We start from the raw sequence: 21,068 nt of genomic DNA, 5'->3' as shown, positions 1-21,068 counted from the left end.
TTGTCATTTGTCATTTGTCCAAGAGAAGCCACGCTCACTCTTTAACGTGGTTTGAATTAATCCGATGAAAGACAGAGTTTTTCCGCCCACCATAAAAGTAAGCTTAGGGTATCACAAGAGACGGGGTATGTACCAATGACCAATGACCAATGACTATTTAATCAAATACTTCAGCAGTTCTTAAAGATTTACCAGCTTGGTCTTTAGCTGATAAAATCGGTGGCCCACTCAGGGGCCAATCTATCGCTAAATCTGGATCGTTCCATAGAATTGTGCGATCGCTTCGGGGTGCGTAGTAATCTGTAGTTTTGTAGAGAACTTCGGCTATTTCTGAAACTGCAAGAAAGCCGTGAGCAAAGCCTGGTGGTATCCACAGTAGGCGTTTGTTTTTAGCACTGAGTTCATAACCTACCCACTTCCCGAAGGTAGGCGAACTTTTTCTAATGTCTACGGCTACGTCGAAAATAGTGCCAACAAGAGCACGAATGAGTTTACCTTGGGGTTGTTGGATTTGATAGTGCAATCCACGTAGGACGTTTTGTTTAGAGCAAGAGTGGTTATCTTGGACGAAGTTCGTAACAATCCCTATCTCTTGAGCAAATCTTTGGTGGTTGTAAGCTTCAAAAAAGAAACCGCGATCGTCTCCAAATACTTGGGGTTCGAGTTGGATAACTTCGGGAATTTTAGTATGTACAATGCTCATTAATATTACAAGTAATGTGCCACAGTCTTAATTCTGAGAATAATTTAATACTTGTATCTTACAGGTATTAGAATTAAAATTTTGACCAAAACAGACTCATGATACAAGCCCCTAAATTAATTTATGGACAATAAAAAAGATTTATTTCGAGATGCGAAGCACGAGAAATAATGTGTCCTTATTTCAAGCCCATAAATAAATTTATGGGGATAATAATTTTGAATTTTGAATTTTGAATTTTGAATTCCCCGTTCGCGTAGCGTCTCGCAGAGAAGGGGTTGACTGTGGTTTTTTTGTTTTGAATAAGTAAATCACGTTAGTTCAATTTGACAGTCATCGCCAATCATAAATCGCAAGGCTTTAGGGCGACGCGGTGCAAGACTCAATTGTGCCCTTTGTCCAATCACACTATCAATAATGCGTTGATGAATTCCGGCAATTTTAGCACCTTCTAAAATAACGCTGTGTTCTAAATCAGTATCAATGAGTGTGACATTGTTAGCGATGCTACTATAAGGGCCAATAAAGCAGTTTTCTAAATGACAATTGCTACCAATGACTACTGGCCCCCGAATTGTGCAGTTAATTACTTTAGATTTTACACCGATTTGGACTCGTCCAATAATCTGACTTTGGGCATCAATTTCGCCCACAACTGATGCTGTCAGATAGGTATCGAGAATCAATCTATTAGCTTCTAATAAATCATCTTTTTTACCAGTATCTAACCACCAGCCTTGGAGATTGTGGGCTACAACCTGCTTTTGCTGATTAATAAGGTATTGAATAGCATCAGTGATTTCCAACTCGCCTCTAGTGGAAGGTTGGATATTTGCGATCGCATCATAAATGAGGTGAGAAAAGAAATAAACCCCTACTAATGCCAGATTTGAAAGAGGAACTTTGGGTTTTTCAATTAACTGTAATACCCGTCCTGTTTCATCCACCTGAGCCACACCAAAGGCACTAGGGTTAGTAACTGAACGTAAGAGAATCAAAGCATCTGGCTCTTGTTGGCTAAATTGTTGCAGAAAGTAACGTAACTCACCTAGTTGAATCAGGTTATCGCCCAAATACATGACAAAGGGAGAATCTCCTAAAAAGGGACGAGCAACTTGGACGGCGTGAGCAAGTCCAAGTGGCTGCTCTTGTATGATGTATGTGATGTTTGCTCCAAAGTTTTCTCCATTTCCGGTTTTCCCTTGGACTTCTGCCCCGGTTTCTGGACTGATGATGATGCCAATATCAGTAATCCCAGCCGCGACCATTTCTTCAATGCCATACCATAAAACAGGTTTGTTAGCAACTGGGACAAGTTGTTTTGCCCCGCTGTAGGTAAGGGGACGCAAGCGTGTACCTTTACCGCCAGAAAGAATTAGTGCTTTCATAAGGATTTAGGATTAATTACAAGTCATTAGTCAAGATAATCTGAAAACTTGACAGAATCCCAAATCATTGCATTTAAATTCTGGTGTTAGTTTATAGGTAACGAGATAACACTTCGGCGCTTGCTTTTCCTGTTTTTTCCCAACTGAATTTTTGAGAGTGAGTGATACCTTGGCTAGAAAGGCGCGATCGCAATTCCGAATTAGTTGCGATCGCCTGCATCGCCTCTGTAATTTCTCCGGTGTTGTAGGGATTGACTAGAATCGCCGCATCGCCAGCCACTTCAGGTAAGGAGGAGAGATTGGAGGTAATGACGGGAGTACCACAAGCCATTGCTTCAAGGACAGGTAAACCAAAACCTTCCCAGAGACTGGGGAAAACCAGAGCGATCGCTTGATTGATGATTTTTGGTAATTCGCTATAAGGAACATAGTCAAGGAACTTCAACTGATTAGTTACACCCAATTCTGCAACTTGCACTTTTAAAGTCGGGGTGTAACGCGAATCAATTGGCCCTACTAACCATAGTTCATAATCTTTGCAGTTAGGTAACGCCGCAAAAGCACTAATGAGTCGCTGGATGTTTTTGTAAGGATCTTGGCGACCAATGTAGAGAAAGTAGTTGCTGGTAGGTAGATTGAGAGGAAGGAAGTGAGTGCGATCGTGCGCTAAAGGAATTGGAGTAATTTTACTGGCGGGAATTTGGTAAAAATCGGTGATATCTTTAGCCGTAGTCTGGGAGATGCAAATAATGTGTTGTGCTTGCTTAAGAACTTGGGGAGTGTAGTAGCGGTGGTAGGCTGTGAGTGGTGAGAAGCGTTTGGCAAAACGCAACGGTATCATGTCAAAAGATGTGACAACAAAACGACAGTCAGTATAAAGGGGTGCTTCCGGTAGCGGGGAGAATAAAAGACTAGATTTGAGATTTTTATATATTTGTGGTAATTGAAATTGTGTCCAAATCAGGCGCTTAAAATGACCTTTTGTGCCGTGGTCTGGTGTTAAGTTTGACGGAATTGGATAGTAGTCAAAATCAGGAGATTTTTGCGCTAATAATAGAGTGGGTTGCAAAGATTTTAAATAAGGAAAAAGGTTTTGAGCATAGTTGCCTATACCCGTTGGTTTAGACAATAGAATAGATAAGTTAATAATTAATTGTTTGGCAGAGGTATTATCTACTATTTTCATTAAATAATGGTTCTGTAAGCGTTTAATGTTTCTTTTGCCGTTCTTTCCCAAGAAAATAATTTTGCTCTGGCTTTCCCTTTATTAATTAATTCTTGGCGTAACTGGGAATCACTGATTACTTTCAGGATAGCTTCGGCTAGTTGAACAGGATCACTGGGGTCAATTAATATAGCAGCATCTCCTGAAACTTCTGGTATTGACGAAGTATTAGAAGTAACGACTGGAGCGCCTAGCGTCATTGCTTCCAATACGGGTAAACCAAACCCTTCGTAGTGAGATGGATAAACAAAGACATCAGCTTTTGAATAAAATAATGCTACTAATTCATCAGATAAGTAGTCAAGATGATGAATTTGGCTTTTCCAAGGTGAACTCTCAATGTCAGCAAATATTGGATCGTAATTCCAACCTTTTTTACCAATTAATATTAATTGATGCTCAATTTTGTATTTTTTCTTTAATAAATTAAAAGCATAGATAATAGCATGAATATTTTTCCTTGGTTCTATTGTACTAACAAAAAGTAGATACGGGTTTGAAAAATCGTAATTAACCTGCTTTTCTAAAGCCGCAATATTTTTTTTATCAGATAAATAATTAGGACTGTAGCGACTAGCTAAAGGAGTAACATAGATTTTTTTGGGATCTACTTGTAAATACTCAATAATGTCTTTTCTAGAACTTTCTGAAATTGTCAAAACTAGGTCTGTCCATTGTAAACATCGTTTAACTCTTTCTGCATATCTTTTTACAACTGAATCTATATAATTTGGATATTTAATAAAAGTTAAATCATATATATTCATTACCTTTAGACTATTATTACAAGGATAAACAGAGTAATTTGTTCCATGTAATATATTTGGGTAATCAAAACATTGTTCAAAATATGTTTGAAAATAATATAGAAATAAATTTGAAACTTGAGTTGATGTTAATAATAAATCCGAGACTCTGACAGGTATAGGCAGTAAATAAATATGAGAATATTCATTTAAACAAGTAGGTACAGTTACTTTGCCTAGAAGCCAATTTTTGAAGCCTGGTTGATAGGCAATACCCAGTTGAAACTCTTCTTGAAACTGTAAAGCATTAAGTGAGCGAATTATATTAGCAACATAAAAGCCAACTCCACTAGGTTTTGGAAATACTGGGGTGGCATCAACTACAATTTTTAGCATCAGAATATTTAAGCTCCGTTTTTGCTTATTTTTTTCAGGTCATAATCAACCATAACCTCAACCAATTGCTCAAATGAGTACTGAGGCTGCCAACCTAACTCCGTCTTAATTTTATTAATGGAACCAACTAACTGGACTGATTCATCAGAGCGATAAAAAGCAGGGTCAACTGAGACATAATCTTGCCAGTTTAGACCAACGCAGTTAAAAGCACACTCAACAAGTTCTCTAACAGAGTGAGTTTCACCACTGGCAATGATATAGTCATCAGGTTGTTCTTGCTGCAACATCAGCCACATAGCGTAAACAGCATCCTTGGCATAGCACCAATCACGACGGGCATCTAGGTTGCCTAATTTTAGTTCATTTGCCAAACCTAATTTAATTTGGGCAGCTGCATGGGTGATTTTGCGAAATACAAATTCTGTCCCACGTCGAGGTGATTCATGAGTATAAGTAATACCACAGCAGTTGTAAAGGTTGTATTTCTGCCGATAGTTGACAGTCATCCAGTGAGCGTATGTTTTGGCAACACCGTAAGGGTTGCGCGGACGAAAAGCAGTACGTTCGGTTTGGGGTGATTCGTCAGGCTGACCGAAGACTTCACTACTGGATGCTTGATAAAATCTGGCATCTGGTTTGCAACGACGAATCGATTCTAAAAGACGGGAGACACCGAGGGCTGTATATTCAGCAGTGAGAGCAGGTTGTGTCCAAGACAGAGGGACGTAGCTTTGCGAGGCAAGATTATAAATTTCGTCAGGTTGAGCTTCGGTAATCGCATCCATTAATGATGATTGATCTAAAAGATCACCAGAAAGGATTTGGATATCGCCAGAAAAGTGATTGATGCGCTCAAGATTACTGGAACTTGAGCGGCGGACTAAGCCAAAGACTTGATAGCCTTTGGTTAGTAGTAGTTCACCAAGATAAGAGCCATCTTGTCCAGTTAAGCCGGTAATAAGAGCTTTTTTAGTCACAGTTCTAAGCCTACTTTTAAAAAAATCAAATTTAAAAGGTTCTTCAGTATTTGTTATGGTTAACTATTAGTTAAAATCCAAAACTTTGTTTTAAATTAAGCATAAAATGCTCAAAATTAAAATTGACTAAATATTGGGATAGTAATTTTGTATTTTTGTTATTTTATTTTTGCCAAACTACTAAAATAACTCCACCTACAATAAAACTCAAACCTACGAGCCGGGTTAAGGGAATCGTTTCCCTGAAAATGAAGTAACCTAAAAGGACTGAGAAAACATAAACTAAGGAAATAGATGGAGCGGCAACACTTAAGTTGACTCTGCTGAGAAGCAGAATGTATGCAATAGCGCCTAACCCATAACAAGTTAATCCAGTTAATAATTCCGGTGTAGTAGCAATACTGATAATATTATTTAGGGCATTCGGTGAATTGACTTTTGCCAATTTCATCGCCCCCAATTTTAAGAAAAATTGTCCACTTACACTTGTAGCAATAGACATTAGCAGTAAAGCAGATTCTTGTAAGTTCATACCATTTTCCTCACACTCATTTAGCTAAATGAACAATTAAGAATTTGATGTAACATAGAAATTCAGTATATTTTACAAGAATTTTCTTACATTTAGCTAAATTAAAAATTAAGAATCTGATGTAACTGTTACATCGATTTTAGGGTACGGAGATTGCTTATCGGTAAACCAAGCAAGCGTTTCCTGCACCATTGTTAAAATAAGAGTATATTTTTTTGCAATCGTAGGTGGTTTGATAGCTGCATTAATTGCTACCGACTCTCGCGGAGCTACGTCAAAAGGCAGAATCATGCGATCGCCTCAGCAACTACCAGTTTCTCACTAGCATCAACTTGGATTATTGTATAGTAATTAACTCCTCTTAGTAACTGTACAGAAATTGTTCATCCAAAACTGAAAATATTGGTGATGAAATCCCTCAAATCCAGTCAAATTTACCAAAACTTTTCTGAGCTTCTCGCGCTTATAGTATCTTTTGTGATCTCTAATCTCTGCTTCACTCACTATTTTTAATCTATAAGCCAAAAATTCTAGTAGTGGTTGCGACCAAACTGATGGAACTGTCAGTATTAGTTTGCCTTGAGGAACGAGAACTCTATAAATCTCTTTTAAAATTTCTTTTTCATATTCTATGTGTTCTAAAACTGCCAGCATGGTTACAACATCAAAGCTTTCATCCTTAAATGGCAAATGATTTTCAAGCATTAGCTGCTTAGTTTGTATATTGCCAGATTGAAAATTTTTGACTTTAAAATCAACACCGAATCCCTGCTTAATATGAGGGGAAATGCTTTTTAGAAAAGTAGCCGAACTGCCACAGCCTACATCCAAAATCAGAGAGTTTTTAGGAATATGGGATATTACCCTTTTAAGCCGGAGGTATCGTAATATTGGTTCTAAAAATGGTTCGCTCATATTTATTTATTTTTATAGCTAACTGGAATTAATTGATAAATTTCACTAAAGTTACTGAGGAAGCATATATAAATTATGTAGCATATCGTGAGCATACCAATAAAAAAAATTAATTAAACTATGAATTTAATTAAATTTTTTACTTTCTAATAATTGTCTTTGTCTAAACCATGATAACTGTGGAAATAGCCACCAAAATAACATTTTTATGAAAATCTTGGGTGAGATCAATTTTTGCCAACGAGAAAAGCCCTCAAAACTATTCAAAATCAATATTTTAGTAAACTCTTTAATTTGAGTATCATCAAATTTATCAAGATTTGTAGTTTCTTCAACTTTTATTAATGCGTATGCAATAATCCAATTATCTGGAACAGTACCAAATTTATTTTTCAGCATTTCATTAATTTCATAATGTGCTGGCAATCTTTTACTTAAAGTTTTATTGGTACTGTACATACGAGAACCTGCCAGTTTTTGCGGCACATATTCAACATTAATATATTTTCCACAACGTAACCATAGCTCATAATCCATACAATACTCTAATTGTGGGTTTAAATTGCCAAAATTTTTAATTAGGCTGCGTCTAAAAAACACTGCTGGTTGACAAAGATAACAAGTTTCAATTAACCGTTTATAATTCCAAGGTTCTGTGGGAAAAGGTTGCAAAATTTGATCATATTCATCGATCCAGTCAGCTTCACCATAAATAACTTGAGTCTCTGGATGAGCTTCAAATATTTTTTTAACGATCGCAAACGCTCCTGGATAATAAATATCATCAGAATTAATCCAGGCAATAATCTCACCTTTTGTCATTGATATGCCTTTATTGACAGCATCAGATTGTCCTTTATCTGGTTCTGATACCCACTGGATTTTTTGATCGTATCGTTTTAAAATTTCTAGTGTTCCATCATCGCTTCCTCCATCACAGATCACATATTCCATATCTTCTATATCTTGAGCTAAGACACTCTGTATAGTTCGCTCTATGAAGCAACCTTGACGGAAAGAGGGTGTAATGACACTAAATTGTAAATTCATTAAATTTATTTTTTAACAGTAAAAACAACAAGTGGTTTTGCTGTCCACACTTTTGTATAAACAATTTGTTTTGTTAAAAATTTTTCTCTATCTTCGGCATCCACAGAAATGATTGCACAAGGAATAAAATTTCTGTAAGGATAAACACGATATTTTACTGATGATAAGTTTTTAACATTAATATGCTCAAAATTAAATAATTGTTTCCTACTATTATTAGCAATTACCGAAAATGGATATTCCCAAGAATCTTCGTTCATCAATAAACCAATATTATAACATTCTTTGTAATTAATAAAATTAATTGCATCAATATAAGGCTCTTTCAGTTGAGAATTATTACTAAAAAATTGAGATATCCTGTCTACAGTAAAAATAGTACCATTTATGTTATTAACAAATTTATTATTATGTAATAGTGGACGCGATGCATTATAAAAGAGGTAAGGCTGACAAGATAATATGAAAATCAATCCTATAAAATTAACTAATCTTTGATTAAAAACATTAGAAATAATCGTTCCAATAAATGCAGAAAAAAGTACGAAAATAGGAAGATGGAGACGGCTAGCCCAGGGTTGCCATTTAAGAAGTAAACTTAAAAAAATAAATGAAAAGCAAAGATTAACAAGATAAATTTTAATTAAGTCATTATGCTGATTAGACTTCACATAAACTAGATATATTACAATGGAAAACGTAATCAGTAAAAAGTGTATTAAGTTTCCAGACAAATCTTCATGTAAATAAATGTTTGGAGTTGAGATTTTAGGAATATGAAATTCTACTCCATTAAAAGTTGTAGCAGGATCACTAGCACTAATACCTAAAAAATCATGAATTTTATATATTATTTTTTCTTGAAAAGTATTTATTTCTTGAATTGGTGTAGCTAAATGAAGAGAAATATTGCGAACAATATTTGATAAAAGTGCTGGTAATGTAAATACTTCATTTATAGTGATCTTTCCCAACACCCCAAGAGGATTGTTGTAAAGTTCAAAGTTCCGATACCAAATACCAAGGTTGATAACAACAGCTATAATACATATTCCCCAAAGATGTCTAAAAGCTTTCCATTGTATACGCTTTAACATCAATACAAGTAAACAAATAGCAAATGGTAATGCATATATATAAGCTGTACCCTTTGTTAAAATAGCTAATCCAAGACTAGCACCAATATTAAATGAGTTTTTCAAGCTAAACTCATACTTGATTGACAATAAAAAATAATAAACAAAACAAACTAACCATAGAGATACTACATAATCGTTTTGAGTACTTGATGCTTGAAGAATACCCATTGGTATAGTTACACATACAACTGAAGAAAAAAGCTGACCCCCTAATTTTGCTCCTAATTGTTTGGCAATTAAGGATACTCCAATTAGACAACCAAGCATACTAAACCATTGCACCAAATTGGCTAAACTATCGCCACCACTAAGAATCTGCAAATGCATAATAGTATACTCTGACCAAGGACTTAACTCTAATTGTCTGAGTATGTGGCTAGGATAGTGAGCAACACTAGCATTTTGAATCCAATGAACTACACGACTCATGTGATAAGTCATAGAATCCCAATTGTTAGATGGTGCTATTAATGCAATTAAACCAACTACAACTGTAATAAAAGCTGTACCAGAAAGTAAAACAATATGAGGTTTATTCTTATAACTATATATAAGTTTTGTTTTATTATTTATTCTAAAAAAAACAATTATGCATAAGATGTTAAAAGCAGTCCAGTTAATTAATATACATATAAAGTTAATATATCTAAAAAGACTAAAAAATTCAGTTACAAAAGTTAAAAAAGCACCCCAAATTATCAATGATGATAATACTGACTCACGCCAGCATCTATTTATTTTATAAAATATTATCGTCAACAAAATTAAAGGTATTATTAATAGCAATGCAAACATTTTATAGTATTCTCATTGTAATTGTTAGTATTGGAAAAATCTTTAGGTAAATAAGTTATACTTAATTATGCAAAATATAGCTATAATGCCATCTTTCCAACCTATTTTTTTACCTTCTTTGTAAGTTCTACCATAATAAGATATGCCTACTTCATAAATCCGGCACTTCATTTTTGCTAATTTGGCAGTAATTTCCGGTTCAAAACCAAATCGATTTTCTTGTATTTTGATAGATTGAATAATTTCCCGGCGAAATGCTTTATAACAAGTTTCCATATCTGTCAGATTAATATTAGTAAACATATTAGATAACATAGTAAGAAATCCATTACCAACTCTATGCCAGTAATACAAGACTCTATGGGGCCCACTTCCTTGAAATCTAGAACCAAAAACTACATCGGCCTTGTCTTCTAAAATAGGCATAATTATTATTGGATATTCTTGAGGATTATACTCCAAATCAGCATCTTGAATAATCACAATATCACCAGTAGCTGCTGCAAAGCCAGAACGTAAAGCGGCACCTTTTCCTTGATTTTTGGAATGATAAATTACCTGATCAACCTGTGCTTCAACTGTTGACTTTAGTAGTTCGTATGTACCATCTGTTGAACAATCATCTACAATGATAATTTCACAGTTTTTAACTGGGGATGCTTTGACTGCTTTTACAACTCCATCGATTGTTTCAAGCTCGTTGTAACAAGGTATAATTACAGATAATTTCATAGTTATTCATTCCTTTATAATTTTTTGTTAGAGTTGTAAAGATACAGTTCATTACGCAAAAAATTATTCATCCATTTCTTTTGCTCAACTTATTACGCCATTGCAACCTTAATTTGGCAAGATGATAATTTTTATAAACCCAGTTGTTCCATAAGAACTGGGGGTATGAATAAGCTTGTAAAGCTTCCGTAAAAGCAGTTAGATGAGACTGAGCAGTCATTGAGGGGGAGAAGTCTTTGGCGCGTTGCTTTCCTAGAGATATCATCTTTTGTCGTAATGTATTATCTTGCCATACCTTCTCAATGGTCTCAGCAATAGCTTGTGGTGAATTCGGATCAAACAATTCAGCTGCACTAGAAGTAATTTCTGGAATAGATGTTGCATCTGCCGCAGTCACTGGACAGCCAGCTGCCATTGCTTCTACAAGGGGGATACCAAAGCCTTCAAATAAAGAAGGAAAAACTAGCATTCTAGCTTTGGTATATAAATAAGCTAACTGTTCAACAGTGACATAACCCAGCAGATGTACTTGCGATCTGAGTCCATAGTCTTCCGCTTTTACTGCAAGTGGATAACCATTTGCTTGCTCAAAACCAGTAAAAACAGCATCAATTACCAAATTTCTCTCTTCCTTTAGAAGACGTAATGCCTTAAGTAATCGGTCATGATTTTTATGCTTCCAGAAGTTTGCTGGAAAAAGGATAAAGTCTTTTGGTAAATCTCTGTCAGGTGCTTGGGCTATTTGATTACTGCGGTAATAACGTTCATCTGCGCTGAGATAAGATACAATTACTTTTTTCGGAGCAAGTCTGTGGTGTTCGACAATTGTTTCCTTAGAAAATTCAGAGATGGTGATGACTCTATCAGCCATACGTGTTGAACTCGGAAAATGAAGTTCACGGTTATATCTATCTTCAAGAGTGAAAAATTCTGGGTAGAATACTTCTTGAATATCAACTAGTGTCATAACCGTAGGCTTCGGAAGTGGGCGAGGATACAAGACGCTAAACGGGCAAAAATAGAGGTCTATCTTGTCAAGATGAGATAACACCTGTAGTTGGTCTTGTAATAAAATTGCATTTTTTCTCCAACTATCGATTCCTAATTTCTCTAATTCTTCGGCGTTATGATCAAACCAAAAAAAGATATATTCATTATCTACATCTCTTTCTAACAACTCTTGAAATAACGTAATAAAATACTGCTTTAAACCACCAATATGAGCTTGAAGTAAAAAACAATTGATACCAATTCGCATAGTTTAGCTTTTAATTTTTTTATCAAAATAATCCAATGTTAACAAGCCGTAAAGAACGCCCAAACTAAATGCAGTTTTTGATAATGACAACATTCGCATTTCTAAAAGGGAAACATCTTGATTTTTTTTATAGTTAGGTAAAATTGCTCTTGCAATAGATTTGACGACTATACGAGAATGATAAAATATATGATTTTTTTTATTTGACTTTAAGTCACCTAAAAAAAATATTTGTGAGATAGTTGTCACACCTTCCCAAAAGTGACGTTTTAAAAAATAGCTTATAGTTAACTTTTTAGGGGATATTTGATGGTAAACGTGAGCTTTAGGCTGATAGTAAAGTTGATATCCTGCATTTTTTACTCGTTTGCCTAGAATAGCTTCTTCGCCAGTAAGCATAGAGCGTTTACGAAAGTAGTTAGGGCCTAGATTTTCATCAAACCCCCCTAATTGAACTATCACATCACGTAAACCTGCCATATTGGCTCCTATTGGTTGATCGTGTTCTGGCATAGGACAAATTTCATTGCCAATATTATATAAACCTAATAAAAATTCTCTTTCTTTCGGATACCATTTTGGCTTCCGGTGTAGCCAGATGGGATCAATGCGACCTCCTATTAATGCTGGTGTTGGTTTAACTGTCAAAAAGGCCTCAGCGATCGCTTTTAACCATCCAGAATCAGCTACAGCATCATCATCAATAAAAGCAACTATCTCACCATTAGCCTTTTGTAGTCCCAAATTTCTAGCTTTACTTGCTCCTGCTTTGTCTAAAAAAAAGTACCTAATTCTAGTTTCGTTTGAATATTCTTCAATTAACCTTTGTTTCAGCGTTTGATTTCTATCTTGATCGATCACGATAATTTCATAAGTGTCATAATCACCTTTTAAAACGCTAGCCACACAAGTTAACAAAAGCTCAGTCCTTTGACATGTTGGAATTATCACCGAAATATTAGGGGATTCAGTCATACGCTGATTTCCATGAACTATAATTTTCTTTGATGATATCGGTACTGAAAACGCTTCCATCTATACCATTTAATAATATTTTGAGTAACATTATCTAAGAATCTAGAAATATGCATTCCTAAAATTTTTTTAAAAATATATGATAGAGCAAAAATATGCATAACACCTAATGGCCTTTTAGACAAACCTTTTTTAAAAGTAGCAGTTGCTAAATCATTCAACTGCTTTTTATGTAATTCATTAGCTAAAAGTAGGCAGGCTAAATCTCTTCCTCTACTTGCCTGTTGTTCAATAATTTTTTTTTCTCTATCTGGCAAGAATTTCCATCGCCTGAAAACTCTATTACCTTCTTCTAAGGTTAGTTGGATATCAAAGTCAACTTCTTTAGCTAGATTGTAATAATAATATGCAAAAAAGATACTTAAAGACTGACTACCTCGATAACGTCTAAATATTTCCAAGTAGTCTTCCCAAAAAACTGTAGGGCTAGAAAGCGATTTTGTACCTTTAATTAAGCGAAACTTGCCAACTTTATATGGTCTGTGAATAAGTTTTAATCCAGCATCACCTGCTCTCACCCAATATTCAACATCCATAGCATAATGAAAAGATTCATCAAAATAGCCAATTTTATTAATTACACTTTTGCGCCAGAAAGTGGCTTGCTGCATAATATAATTTGTAAAATCATTCCAGAGGAAATGATAAGATGTCATCAAAGAATGATTGTAAGGACGAGATAACCATTCCCACTGCAAATTGCCGACTTCATCAATTACGTCGCCGTCCCCATAAATAAAGTCAGCTTCTGGGCGATCGCTAAATTCTTTAGCTATACGTTCAAAAGCTCCTGGACAGTAAAGATCGTCAGAATTAATGTAACTAACAATATCACCAGTGGCTTGGCGCAAACCTTGATTAATGGCATCTGATTGACCTTTATCCTTTTGGCTATACCACTTAATTGAGATGCCACGGCATTGCACAGTCCATTTTTCTGCCGATACTAAATCGGCATATTTTTTGATTACCTCAATTGAACCATCACTTGAGCCGCCATCCATTACAAAATATTCAATTTCAAATTCACCTGCTTGAGAGATAACACTCTCAATGGTTTCACCGATGAAAGCAGCTTGGTTGTAGGATGGGGTAACGATGCTGAACCTGGGTAAATGAGGCATTTTTAATGAAATTATCGTTTATTCAGGAGGAGCGAATATCCTAAAGTCATCAGTTGCTCTACTGAGTAGGGAAGAATCTTAGACAAGTAATCAGCTATCAACAGTTTATTATTACACTGCTCATCATACAACGAAGTCATCCACTCTATTTGAAATTGGCAATTAATGAACATATTTTGCAATTTAACAATATCAACTCTATTTATCTCTAAACTTCTATATATCCACTCTATAGCTTCTTCCAAAGACATTGACGTATCGCTTGACCATCGTTTCTCTAAAGCCTGTCGCATTGTTTCTTCAGTCCAGATCAAATGTGCCCAAGGAGGAATTAGTTTATTTACTTCCTCAATGTGATGCAGATGATGGCCATAAGAGCTAGTCCAGACAGGTTGAAAGTTAATGAGTACACTTCCTCCTGGTTTCAATACACGGTACATTTCCTGCAGAACTTTACTTCCATCAAAAAAATGCTCAAAAGTTGAAAGAGAGATGATTAAATCAAACATCTCTCTTTCAAAATTTAGTGTTTCTGCGTCCATATTCATCAATTTGCCACAAGCATTTTGATGTTTAACTTCTATATCTTCAGCAATGCCTAATCCAATGCCAATGTAAGTAGAAACTCCTTTAAGCAAGGACTGCTCCATTGCATAACCATGTGGAGAAGCTCCCACATCTAATAACTTTTTATTTCTGATAGGACGTAAAGTATTTAGAATATCAATCATCTGGTGATTGTATGCCCTAACACCATTCATATCAGGTCTGCTTTGGTTAAAGGCTTCTATGGTTAAGATATATTCTTCATAAAACATGGAATTAAGTTTTTATACAATTCCTGGAAGTAAAATCGAGTTTAGTCAATACTATCAGAATAGTTGAATAAAATTTTGCGCTATGGAACGATTAGACGCAAATTACTCTTCCATTAATACAGATGAAGATATTGGTTGAAATTTAAGTAGTTTTAGACGGCGAAGAATTCTTACTAGTAACTGAATCTGAAGATTATATAACTGCTGCTCCATCTGCTCGATTTGAGCCGCTTGCTCATTGATCACCTGTAACCGCGCAGCCCGATCAGCCTCAATCTCCTGTAAATGCTGCCCCATCTGCTCGATTTGAGCCGCTTGCTCATTGATCACCTGTAACCGCGCAGCCCGATCAGCCTCAATCTCCTGTAAATGCTGCTCCATCTGCTTGATTTGAGCCGCTTGCTCATTGATCACCTCTAAGTAAGCAGCATGGTTAGCCTCAATAATTTCCTGCAAATGCTGCTCCATCTGCTCAATTTGAGTTGCTTGCTGATTAATCACCTGCAAACGTTCAGTTCTGTCAGCCTCAATCACTTGCAAATGATCGCTCACTTGCGTTAATTGCGTTTGCAATTTAGTATTTTCTTCACCTTGCTGCTCAATTACTCGCAAACGCGCAGCCCGATCATCTTCAGCTACTAGCCATTTTTTTTGAAACTGGTCAACCTCATCAGCTTTATCAAACAGCGCCTGTACCATTCGCCCGGATGGAATAGTTGCTAAACTGCTGCTGATCTGCTCAACAGTGTTTTGAGCTAATGGTTGCCTACTAACTACAAAATACATATCATAGTCAAATAATGCAGGTTTAAAATGCAATGTATTACAGCCGAGATGTTTAAAAAACATTTCAACTGCTCTTTCACTAAATAAATATAAATGCTCAATAGTCATTAGCTGTTCCATAAATTTATCATTTTTAGCAACCATCTCTGCATAAGTTTTATTCTCTATGTAGTTAGGTGTCTGAATAATGAAAATTCCGTCTGGCTTCAGTAGCGAGAAGCAGTATTGCATGGTGGCTAATGGGTTAGGTAAGTGTTCTAGTACGTCGTAGAGTACAATAGCATCGAAGGATTGTTGTTCTAATTGCTGATCTTCAACCCTACCTAACAACATTGGTATATTAAAAGTTTTTTGGGCAAAATCGACTACCCAAGGACTCAGTTCTAATCCAGTGGCATCAAAACCAGCCCACCGCATTAGTGCCACAAAAGCACCATGAGCACTACCTAATTCTAAGACCCTAGCAGGCGGTAGCTTATAAGTTAGTAAGGTACGCAACCAGTATAAACTTCTCTCTGATAAATCTAGGCGTGTCCGTTGATAAATATTAGGAAAGCCTAAATCTTGGGACTGGTGTGAGAGCCAGTACTCCTTACCATAAAAATCTTTGCTATCCTCACATACTAAAGTTTGCTCTGGGGTAAGACCTGTTTGTGAGACAAGTGTTCCACATTTAGTACAAACTAAGTAGTCAGGAGAAAAACTTTTTAGTTCGTTATTACCGCACCAGCAATGCCGTTGAGGTCGATTAATCATTTGGTTTTTATAAGTAATAGTTTGCTTGTGAAAAATCAATCCATATTGATTACATTAATTATAAGTAGACAAGTATTAGTCTTGGTCTGCCACTATTGTGATAGTTTTAAGAAAATGCGCTATTGCTAAATATTCATCATTAAATCTAATTTCCCTTTAAACTCATATTCTGCTGTTACTGGCAACTGAGCAATGCCATAAAACGGTAACAAGGGATCGGATGGAGGTACTACCATAATAGGTCCAAGCGACTCATAACAGTCATGGACAAAACCAACATTGGGATTGTCACCTGCTATCTCTTCTCCTACGACCAAATTAAAAGTGTATTCTCCTGGTTCTATACGCATCTCTAAACGCAAACAGACTGCTATGTACTCCTCCTTCTCAAGCAAGGGCAGTCGTTGCCGCAACTGGGTTGTTCCAGTGGCAAACACTAAAGTTCCCATTCTGTTGTATAAGTGTATACCTATGTTGGGAGTATTTATTACTTCTTTGGCTTCAAGTAGCAGTTGAAAATGTAAAGCGCTCATCATCTCAACTACTAAAGTGTCACGATCATCATCATTACATACCCTCGCAGCCACTAGTTCTAGCCCAAGTCCGCCGTGACGTTGCCAATGATCTGATCGTAGAATTGTATGGTTGATTATTTTCTGAAAGTCAATAGTTGTTCCCAGAATTTTATTGGTTTGGTTGATAACTTTGTGGTTAGTATTAACAGCAACACGCTGTCCAAGTAAACTGTAGTAACGATTGACTGCTTCATTTGGATCGCCATCAAAAATTGCGATGCCATCTTTCATTAACACTGAGCGATCGCAAATGCTTTGAGTTGTACTGAGATCGTGGGATACGTAAAGGATGGTTACTCCACATTTCTGAAGTAAACGAATATGCTCAAAGCATTTTTGTTGAAAAAAGATATCTCCTACGGCTAAGGCCTCATCTACAATCAGGATATCGGGATCGCAATTAGCGGCTACCGCAAATGCTAACCTCACAAACATTCCACTGGAATAAGTTTTTACAGGCTCGTCAATAAACTCCCCAATATCAGCAAAAGTTGTAATAAGATCAAATTTAGCTTCTATTTCTTTTTGGTTTAGCCCTAATATTTGTCCATTTAAAAACACATTTTGCCGACCTGTAAACTCTGGATTAAACCCACTACCCAACTCCAAAAGTGCTGATATCCGGCCATTCACTCGAACTTCACCTTGAGTCGGTGTTAATGTCCCAGCAATAATTTGTAGTAATGTACTTTTGCCAGAACCATTACGCCCAATAATTCCTATAGTTTCTCCTCTAGCAACTTCTATATTAATATCCTGCAATGCCCAAAACTTCTGGGCGTGGCTTTTACCAGGTAGTAAAATCTCCTTCAATCGGTCTACCGGACGAGCATAACGCTTGTAATATTTAGAAACATTCTTTAAGGAAATTGCAATCTCACTCATCACATTACTGCTGCTTACAAGCAACTAAATTACATCGGCAAATGCTGGACGCAAACGCTTATACACTACAAACCCGGTACAAAATATAATTACGGCGATCGCAGAAGCTACACCCCATTCGCCCCAATGCTTCACCTCACCCACTAAAATTAGATCGCGATAAACCTCAACTACGGCTGTCATGGGATTTAACCAAAATACCAAACTCCGCCATTGTTCTGGAATTGCTGACGCTGGATATACAATCGGTGTCAGATACAACCAAAGATTTAAAATTAACCCTAATGTCTGGGGGATATCCCGTAAAAACACTGTTAGTCCCGCCGCTAAATAACCCAACCCTGCTGTTAACAATAATTGCGTTAACCAGATCAAGGGTAATAGCGCCAAAGTAGTATGTAAAGTATGAGAAGTTACTGCCACAAAAAAAATCAACGCCATCAAACCAAATGAACTTTCAATGAATGTTGATAAAATTGGTACTAGTGGTAATAAAGCTAGAGGAAATACCACTTTTTTAACTAAATTTGACTGTCCGATGACAGAATTAGCAGACTGCATTAAGCCACCACTAAAAGCAATCCAAGGCAATAATCCTGCAAATAGCCACAAACCAAAGGTGAAGTTATTGTCTGGTAAGGTTTTGAGGCTCAACTTCACCTTTAGCACAATCGAAAATACATAAACATAAATCAGTAATTGTGATAGCTGATTTAGTAAAGGCCACAAATTACCCAAAATAGAACCCTTATACCGCGCTTCTAAATCCCTCCTTACCAAAGTTCTCAGCAAGTAAAATTTTGACCACCACAGTTCATTTACTGGTAAGATATGCCTCAATCTTCCTGCTTTACGTACAAACCCTCGCATTGTTCGCAACAATTTTTGCTTCCTTGCTCACTACCTACACACACAATCACTATTTAGCACTATTTAGTACAGCTTTCTAGCTGTAAAATTTATCTTTGTGTTCCTTTTGAAATCGTGGAATACATCATTATATTAAACATCATCTTAGCCAAATTATCTTGGTGATTATACAATGAATCGGATATTGTTAGTGTATTTTTACTCAAATAACAATTCAGTTGACAGCAAGGCTTTTCTCAATTAAAACAATAGTTTTTGCTTAACTCAAGCTATCTGGATCAACTCCTAACGATCGCAAACGTTCCTCTAAACGTTGCGATCGCATCTGTTCTTATTTCAACTTCAATTCTGCCTTTAATGCCTGTTGCTGCGCTGTAACAGCCACCTTTTGCGCTGCAATAGCAGCTTACTCTGGTGTTGGAACTAAATCACCATCGGGTGTAAAGTAGCGCAATTTACCTTCTTCTACGCCTAAATACAGCTTAAGTACATCGCTCCAACGTCATCCCCGCGCATTTGGTGTAATTTCCTGATATTTGTTACCTACTAATTCAAAACCCATAAATTCCAGATTATCCGGCGAAAACCAAAAATATTCTAGTGTGTGAAATCGATTTTCATAGAGATTTTTCTTCAAACTCTGGTCAAGATCAGCCGGACTTTTCAGAAAGTAATTCAATAATCAAATCTGGATAACGACCATCTTCCTCCCAGATTACCCAGGAATTGCGCGATCGCTTTTGGGTGTCTTTGACCAAAAAAAGACAAACATAGGTATGTAGCTGTTTGGTTGTTGATTTAATTTTAAGCTGTTAAGTCAGGAGTTAGAAGTTATTCTTTCTCATCTCTTTCCCATCTCCACTGAATTTATGAGAGCAGAGTCACGGATTCCGCTACACTGAGACTTGGTTTATCTGAACTGTAATCAGGCATGGAAATCGGACAAAAGGTTAAAGTCTTTCGTTTACGCGATCGCGTTTCTCCCCCAGTTGTAAAAAAACTCGGGCAAGTGGGTATCATCCAAGGCTACAAAGTCACCGATGGTGCTGGGATCGGTGTAGTGGTGCTGTTTGACGATAATTATTCCACTTGGTTTTTTGAAGATGAAATCAAACCTGTGTAGTAGAAAAGAACTCAGATCCGGGTTTTTCTTGGTATCTGAAATTTCAAGCATAGGTTGAGAGTCTTTGTTGAATGTTAAGTTGGAGTTGAAAAGCTCGGCGGTGAAAATAGGAATCAACTAATGGCTCTAATATTGACATTTTTGGGCAAAGGCGGCACCGCTCGTACCAAAATTGCGATCGCCGCCGCCAAATTATTGGCAAGTCAAGGCAAGCGCGTACTCCTAGCAGGACAAGCAGAACCAACATTGCAAATCTTGCTGGGTACTCCCATTACTGCCGATCCCCAGGAAATCGCTCCCAATTTACAATTAGTCCAGTTTCAAGCATCTGTACTGCTAGAACGCAATTGGGACGAAGTGAAGAAACTTGAGGCGCAATATCTCCGCACGCCCATCTTTAAAGACGTTTTTGGTCAAGAACTGGTAGTATTGCCGGGGATGGACAACGCCCTGGCACTGAATGCTATCCGCGAATATGATGCTAGTGGCAAATATGATGCGATCGTCTACGATGGCACAGGCGACTCTTTAACGCTGCGAACGTTGGGTTTGCCAGAATCTCTGAGTTGGTATGTCCGGCGATTTCGGCAATTATTTGTCAACTCCGACTTGGGGAAGATGATTACTGAATCGCCCTTGATTCAACCGCTGATTAGCAGTTTTTTCAATGTCAACTGGACAGCAGATAACTTTGCAGGTCCCACTAACCAAGTCAATAATTTCTTAGAAAAGGGGAGAGCCGCTCTTGCCGATCCCAAGCGTCTTGTTGCTTTCTTAGTGACTACAAAAGATCCGATTGAGGTAGCAAATGCTCGTTATTTATGGGGTAGCGCTCAACAAATCGGTTTAACTGTCGGTGGTGTTCTACTTGTGTCTACCGAGACAAATGTTAATCTGTCAGAGGAATTTATACCGCTACCTGTGAGCGTCGTTCCCGACTCGTCAACGGGTGATTGGCAACCACTGATAGACGCTCTACCCAACTTTGAAGCACAAGCTTTACAGGCTCCCAAACCTATTGAAATAGACATCCACAATCGTCAAGTACGCTTATTCTTGCCAGGATTTGACAAAAAGCAGGTCAAGCTTACCCAATATGGGCCAGAAGTCACGGTAGAAGCAGGAGATCAGCGGCGCAATATTCCCTTACCCCCGGCTCTGAGTGGTAGACCTGTTGCTGGAGCAAAGTTTCAGAATAATTATTTGATAATTTCGTTTTAAGTTATGGGAATTGGGC

At 36.9% G+C, this 21,068-nt stretch carries 20 protein-coding genes; 2 read left to right on the top strand and 18 right to left on the bottom strand.

The features are described 5' to 3' along the window. Positions 1 to 157: 157 nt before the first annotated feature. From rfbC to HWQ40_RS10600, 18 genes are all read right to left on the bottom strand, one after another. A complete protein-coding gene (gene rfbC, locus HWQ40_RS10685) occupies positions 158 to 703 on the bottom strand; it encodes a dTDP-4-dehydrorhamnose 3,5-epimerase (protein ID WP_292777481.1) in 546 nt (181 codons plus the stop codon). A 311-nt stretch (positions 704 to 1,014) separates the two neighbouring features. Then, the gene (locus HWQ40_RS10680) at positions 1,015 to 2,091 is read right to left on the bottom strand and encodes a glucose-1-phosphate thymidylyltransferase (RefSeq protein WP_292777479.1); all 1,077 of its coding nucleotides are present in this window, start codon (positions 2,089 to 2,091) and stop codon (positions 1,015 to 1,017) included. Between the two features lie 91 nt (positions 2,092 to 2,182). Next, positions 2,183 to 3,277, bottom strand: coding sequence for a glycosyltransferase family 1 protein (locus tag HWQ40_RS10675; protein WP_292777477.1), 1,095 nt, complete (start codon positions 3,275 to 3,277; stop codon positions 2,183 to 2,185). Then, positions 3,277 to 4,458, bottom strand: coding sequence for a glycosyltransferase family 1 protein (locus tag HWQ40_RS10670; protein WP_292777475.1), 1,182 nt, complete (start codon positions 4,456 to 4,458; stop codon positions 3,277 to 3,279). Before HWQ40_RS10670 ends, HWQ40_RS10675 begins: the two co-directional genes overlap by 1 nt. A gap of 8 nt (positions 4,459 to 4,466) precedes the next feature. Next, on the bottom strand, positions 4,467 to 5,438 hold the full coding sequence (locus HWQ40_RS10665; RefSeq protein WP_292777474.1) for a GDP-mannose 4,6-dehydratase: 972 nt from the start codon (positions 5,436 to 5,438) through the stop codon (positions 4,467 to 4,469). A gap of 163 nt (positions 5,439 to 5,601) precedes the next feature. Continuing rightward, positions 5,602 to 5,970: an EamA family transporter gene (locus HWQ40_RS10660; RefSeq protein ID WP_292777472.1), complete on the bottom strand. Its 369-nt coding sequence runs from the start codon at positions 5,968 to 5,970 to the stop codon at positions 5,602 to 5,604. A 108-nt stretch (positions 5,971 to 6,078) separates the two neighbouring features. Then, positions 6,079 to 6,261, bottom strand: a complete 183-nt coding sequence (locus tag HWQ40_RS10655; protein WP_292777470.1) for a hypothetical protein — start codon at positions 6,259 to 6,261, stop codon at positions 6,079 to 6,081. Positions 6,262 to 6,321: 60 nt separating this feature from the next. Beyond that, positions 6,322 to 6,885 (bottom strand): bifunctional 2-polyprenyl-6-hydroxyphenol methylase/3-demethylubiquinol 3-O-methyltransferase UbiG, encoded by a 564-nt coding sequence (locus HWQ40_RS10650; protein WP_292777468.1) that lies wholly within the window; start codon positions 6,883 to 6,885, stop codon positions 6,322 to 6,324. A gap of 126 nt (positions 6,886 to 7,011) precedes the next feature. After that, a complete protein-coding gene (locus HWQ40_RS10645; RefSeq protein ID WP_292777466.1) occupies positions 7,012 to 7,935 on the bottom strand; it encodes a glycosyltransferase family 2 protein in 924 nt (307 codons plus the stop codon). Between the two features lie 5 nt (positions 7,936 to 7,940). After that, complete coding sequence (locus tag HWQ40_RS10640) at positions 7,941 to 9,869, bottom strand: hypothetical protein (protein ID WP_292777464.1); 1,929 nt, start codon at positions 9,867 to 9,869, stop codon at positions 7,941 to 7,943. Between the two features lie 42 nt (positions 9,870 to 9,911). Beyond that, positions 9,912 to 10,601, bottom strand: a complete 690-nt coding sequence (locus HWQ40_RS10635; RefSeq protein WP_292777462.1) for a glycosyltransferase family 2 protein — start codon at positions 10,599 to 10,601, stop codon at positions 9,912 to 9,914. 67 nt (positions 10,602 to 10,668) lie between these two features. Beyond that, positions 10,669 to 11,859 carry a glycosyltransferase family 1 protein gene (locus tag HWQ40_RS10630; RefSeq protein WP_292777460.1) on the bottom strand — a complete coding sequence of 397 codons (1,191 nt, stop codon included), beginning with the start codon at positions 11,857 to 11,859 and terminating at the stop codon, positions 10,669 to 10,671. Between the two features lie 3 nt (positions 11,860 to 11,862). Next, entirely contained in the window at positions 11,863 to 12,834 is a 972-nt protein-coding gene (locus HWQ40_RS10625; protein WP_292777458.1) for a glycosyltransferase, read from the bottom strand. A gap of 17 nt (positions 12,835 to 12,851) precedes the next feature. Further along, the gene (locus HWQ40_RS10620) at positions 12,852 to 14,018 is read right to left on the bottom strand and encodes a glycosyltransferase family 2 protein (protein WP_292777455.1); all 1,167 of its coding nucleotides are present in this window, start codon (positions 14,016 to 14,018) and stop codon (positions 12,852 to 12,854) included. An 11-nt stretch (positions 14,019 to 14,029) separates the two neighbouring features. Further along, complete coding sequence (locus tag HWQ40_RS10615; protein WP_292777453.1) at positions 14,030 to 14,836, bottom strand: class I SAM-dependent methyltransferase; 807 nt, start codon at positions 14,834 to 14,836, stop codon at positions 14,030 to 14,032. Positions 14,837 to 14,938: 102 nt separating this feature from the next. Beyond that, positions 14,939 to 16,378, bottom strand: a complete 1,440-nt coding sequence (locus HWQ40_RS10610; protein WP_292777451.1) for a methyltransferase domain-containing protein — start codon at positions 16,376 to 16,378, stop codon at positions 14,939 to 14,941. A 125-nt stretch (positions 16,379 to 16,503) separates the two neighbouring features. After that, the gene (locus HWQ40_RS10605; RefSeq protein WP_292777448.1) at positions 16,504 to 17,841 is read right to left on the bottom strand and encodes an ABC transporter ATP-binding protein; all 1,338 of its coding nucleotides are present in this window, start codon (positions 17,839 to 17,841) and stop codon (positions 16,504 to 16,506) included. 21 nt (positions 17,842 to 17,862) lie between these two features. Beyond that, positions 17,863 to 18,708, bottom strand: coding sequence for an ABC transporter permease (locus HWQ40_RS10600; protein WP_292777537.1), 846 nt, complete (start codon positions 18,706 to 18,708; stop codon positions 17,863 to 17,865). Between the two features lie 931 nt (positions 18,709 to 19,639). Between HWQ40_RS10600 and HWQ40_RS10595 the strand changes: the two genes are divergently transcribed. Together HWQ40_RS10595 and HWQ40_RS10590 are read left to right on the top strand one after the other, a co-directional pair. Next, the gene (locus HWQ40_RS10595) at positions 19,640 to 19,831 is read left to right on the top strand and encodes a DUF2862 domain-containing protein (protein WP_292777446.1); all 192 of its coding nucleotides are present in this window, start codon (positions 19,640 to 19,642) and stop codon (positions 19,829 to 19,831) included. Positions 19,832 to 19,951: 120 nt separating this feature from the next. Continuing rightward, a complete protein-coding gene (locus HWQ40_RS10590; protein ID WP_292777443.1) occupies positions 19,952 to 21,052 on the top strand; it encodes an ArsA family ATPase in 1,101 nt (366 codons plus the stop codon). Positions 21,053 to 21,068: the final 16 nt, after the last annotated feature.

Origin of the sequence: Nostoc sp. NMS9, from assembly GCF_017114995.1 — a bacterium.
GTDB lineage: Bacteria > Cyanobacteriota > Cyanobacteriia > Cyanobacteriales > Nostocaceae > Nostoc.
This window is presented reverse-complemented; position numbering and strand designations above follow the sequence as displayed.

What these genes read in the sequence shown, in the direction of transcription:
- HWQ40_RS10635 (WP_292777462.1), bottom strand. Translation starts at nt 10,601, where the DNA reads ATGAAATTATCTGTAATTATACCTTGTTACAACGAGCTTGAAACAATC.
- HWQ40_RS10650 (WP_292777468.1), bottom strand. Translation starts at nt 6,885, where the DNA reads ATGAGCGAACCATTTTTAGAACCAATATTACGATACCTCCGGCTTAAA.
- HWQ40_RS10620 (WP_292777455.1), bottom strand. Translation starts at nt 14,018, where the DNA reads ATGCCTCATTTACCCAGGTTCAGCATCGTTACCCCATCCTACAACCAA.
- rfbC (WP_292777481.1), bottom strand. Translation starts at nt 703, where the DNA reads ATGAGCATTGTACATACTAAAATTCCCGAAGTTATCCAACTCGAACCC.
- HWQ40_RS10655 (WP_292777470.1), bottom strand. Translation starts at nt 6,261, where the DNA reads ATGATTCTGCCTTTTGACGTAGCTCCGCGAGAGTCGGTAGCAATTAAT.
- HWQ40_RS10610 (WP_292777451.1), bottom strand. Translation starts at nt 16,378, where the DNA reads ATGATTAATCGACCTCAACGGCATTGCTGGTGCGGTAATAACGAACTA.
- HWQ40_RS10625 (WP_292777458.1), bottom strand. Translation starts at nt 12,834, where the DNA reads ATGACTGAATCCCCTAATATTTCGGTGATAATTCCAACATGTCAAAGG.
- HWQ40_RS10645 (WP_292777466.1), bottom strand. Translation starts at nt 7,935, where the DNA reads ATGAATTTACAATTTAGTGTCATTACACCCTCTTTCCGTCAAGGTTGC.
- HWQ40_RS10680 (WP_292777479.1), bottom strand. Translation starts at nt 2,091, where the DNA reads ATGAAAGCACTAATTCTTTCTGGCGGTAAAGGTACACGCTTGCGTCCC.
- HWQ40_RS10600 (WP_292777537.1), bottom strand. Translation starts at nt 18,708, where the DNA reads ATGCGAGGGTTTGTACGTAAAGCAGGAAGATTGAGGCATATCTTACCA.
- HWQ40_RS10630 (WP_292777460.1), bottom strand. Translation starts at nt 11,859, where the DNA reads ATGCGAATTGGTATCAATTGTTTTTTACTTCAAGCTCATATTGGTGGT.
- HWQ40_RS10660 (WP_292777472.1), bottom strand. Translation starts at nt 5,970, where the DNA reads ATGAACTTACAAGAATCTGCTTTACTGCTAATGTCTATTGCTACAAGT.
- HWQ40_RS10670 (WP_292777475.1), bottom strand. Translation starts at nt 4,458, where the DNA reads ATGCTAAAAATTGTAGTTGATGCCACCCCAGTATTTCCAAAACCTAGT.
- HWQ40_RS10590 (WP_292777443.1), top strand. Translation starts at nt 19,952, where the DNA reads ATGGCTCTAATATTGACATTTTTGGGCAAAGGCGGCACCGCTCGTACC.
- HWQ40_RS10640 (WP_292777464.1), bottom strand. Translation starts at nt 9,869, where the DNA reads ATGTTTGCATTGCTATTAATAATACCTTTAATTTTGTTGACGATAATA.
- HWQ40_RS10615 (WP_292777453.1), bottom strand. Translation starts at nt 14,836, where the DNA reads ATGTTTTATGAAGAATATATCTTAACCATAGAAGCCTTTAACCAAAGC.
- HWQ40_RS10675 (WP_292777477.1), bottom strand. Translation starts at nt 3,277, where the DNA reads ATGAAAATAGTAGATAATACCTCTGCCAAACAATTAATTATTAACTTA.
- HWQ40_RS10595 (WP_292777446.1), top strand. Translation starts at nt 19,640, where the DNA reads ATGGAAATCGGACAAAAGGTTAAAGTCTTTCGTTTACGCGATCGCGTT.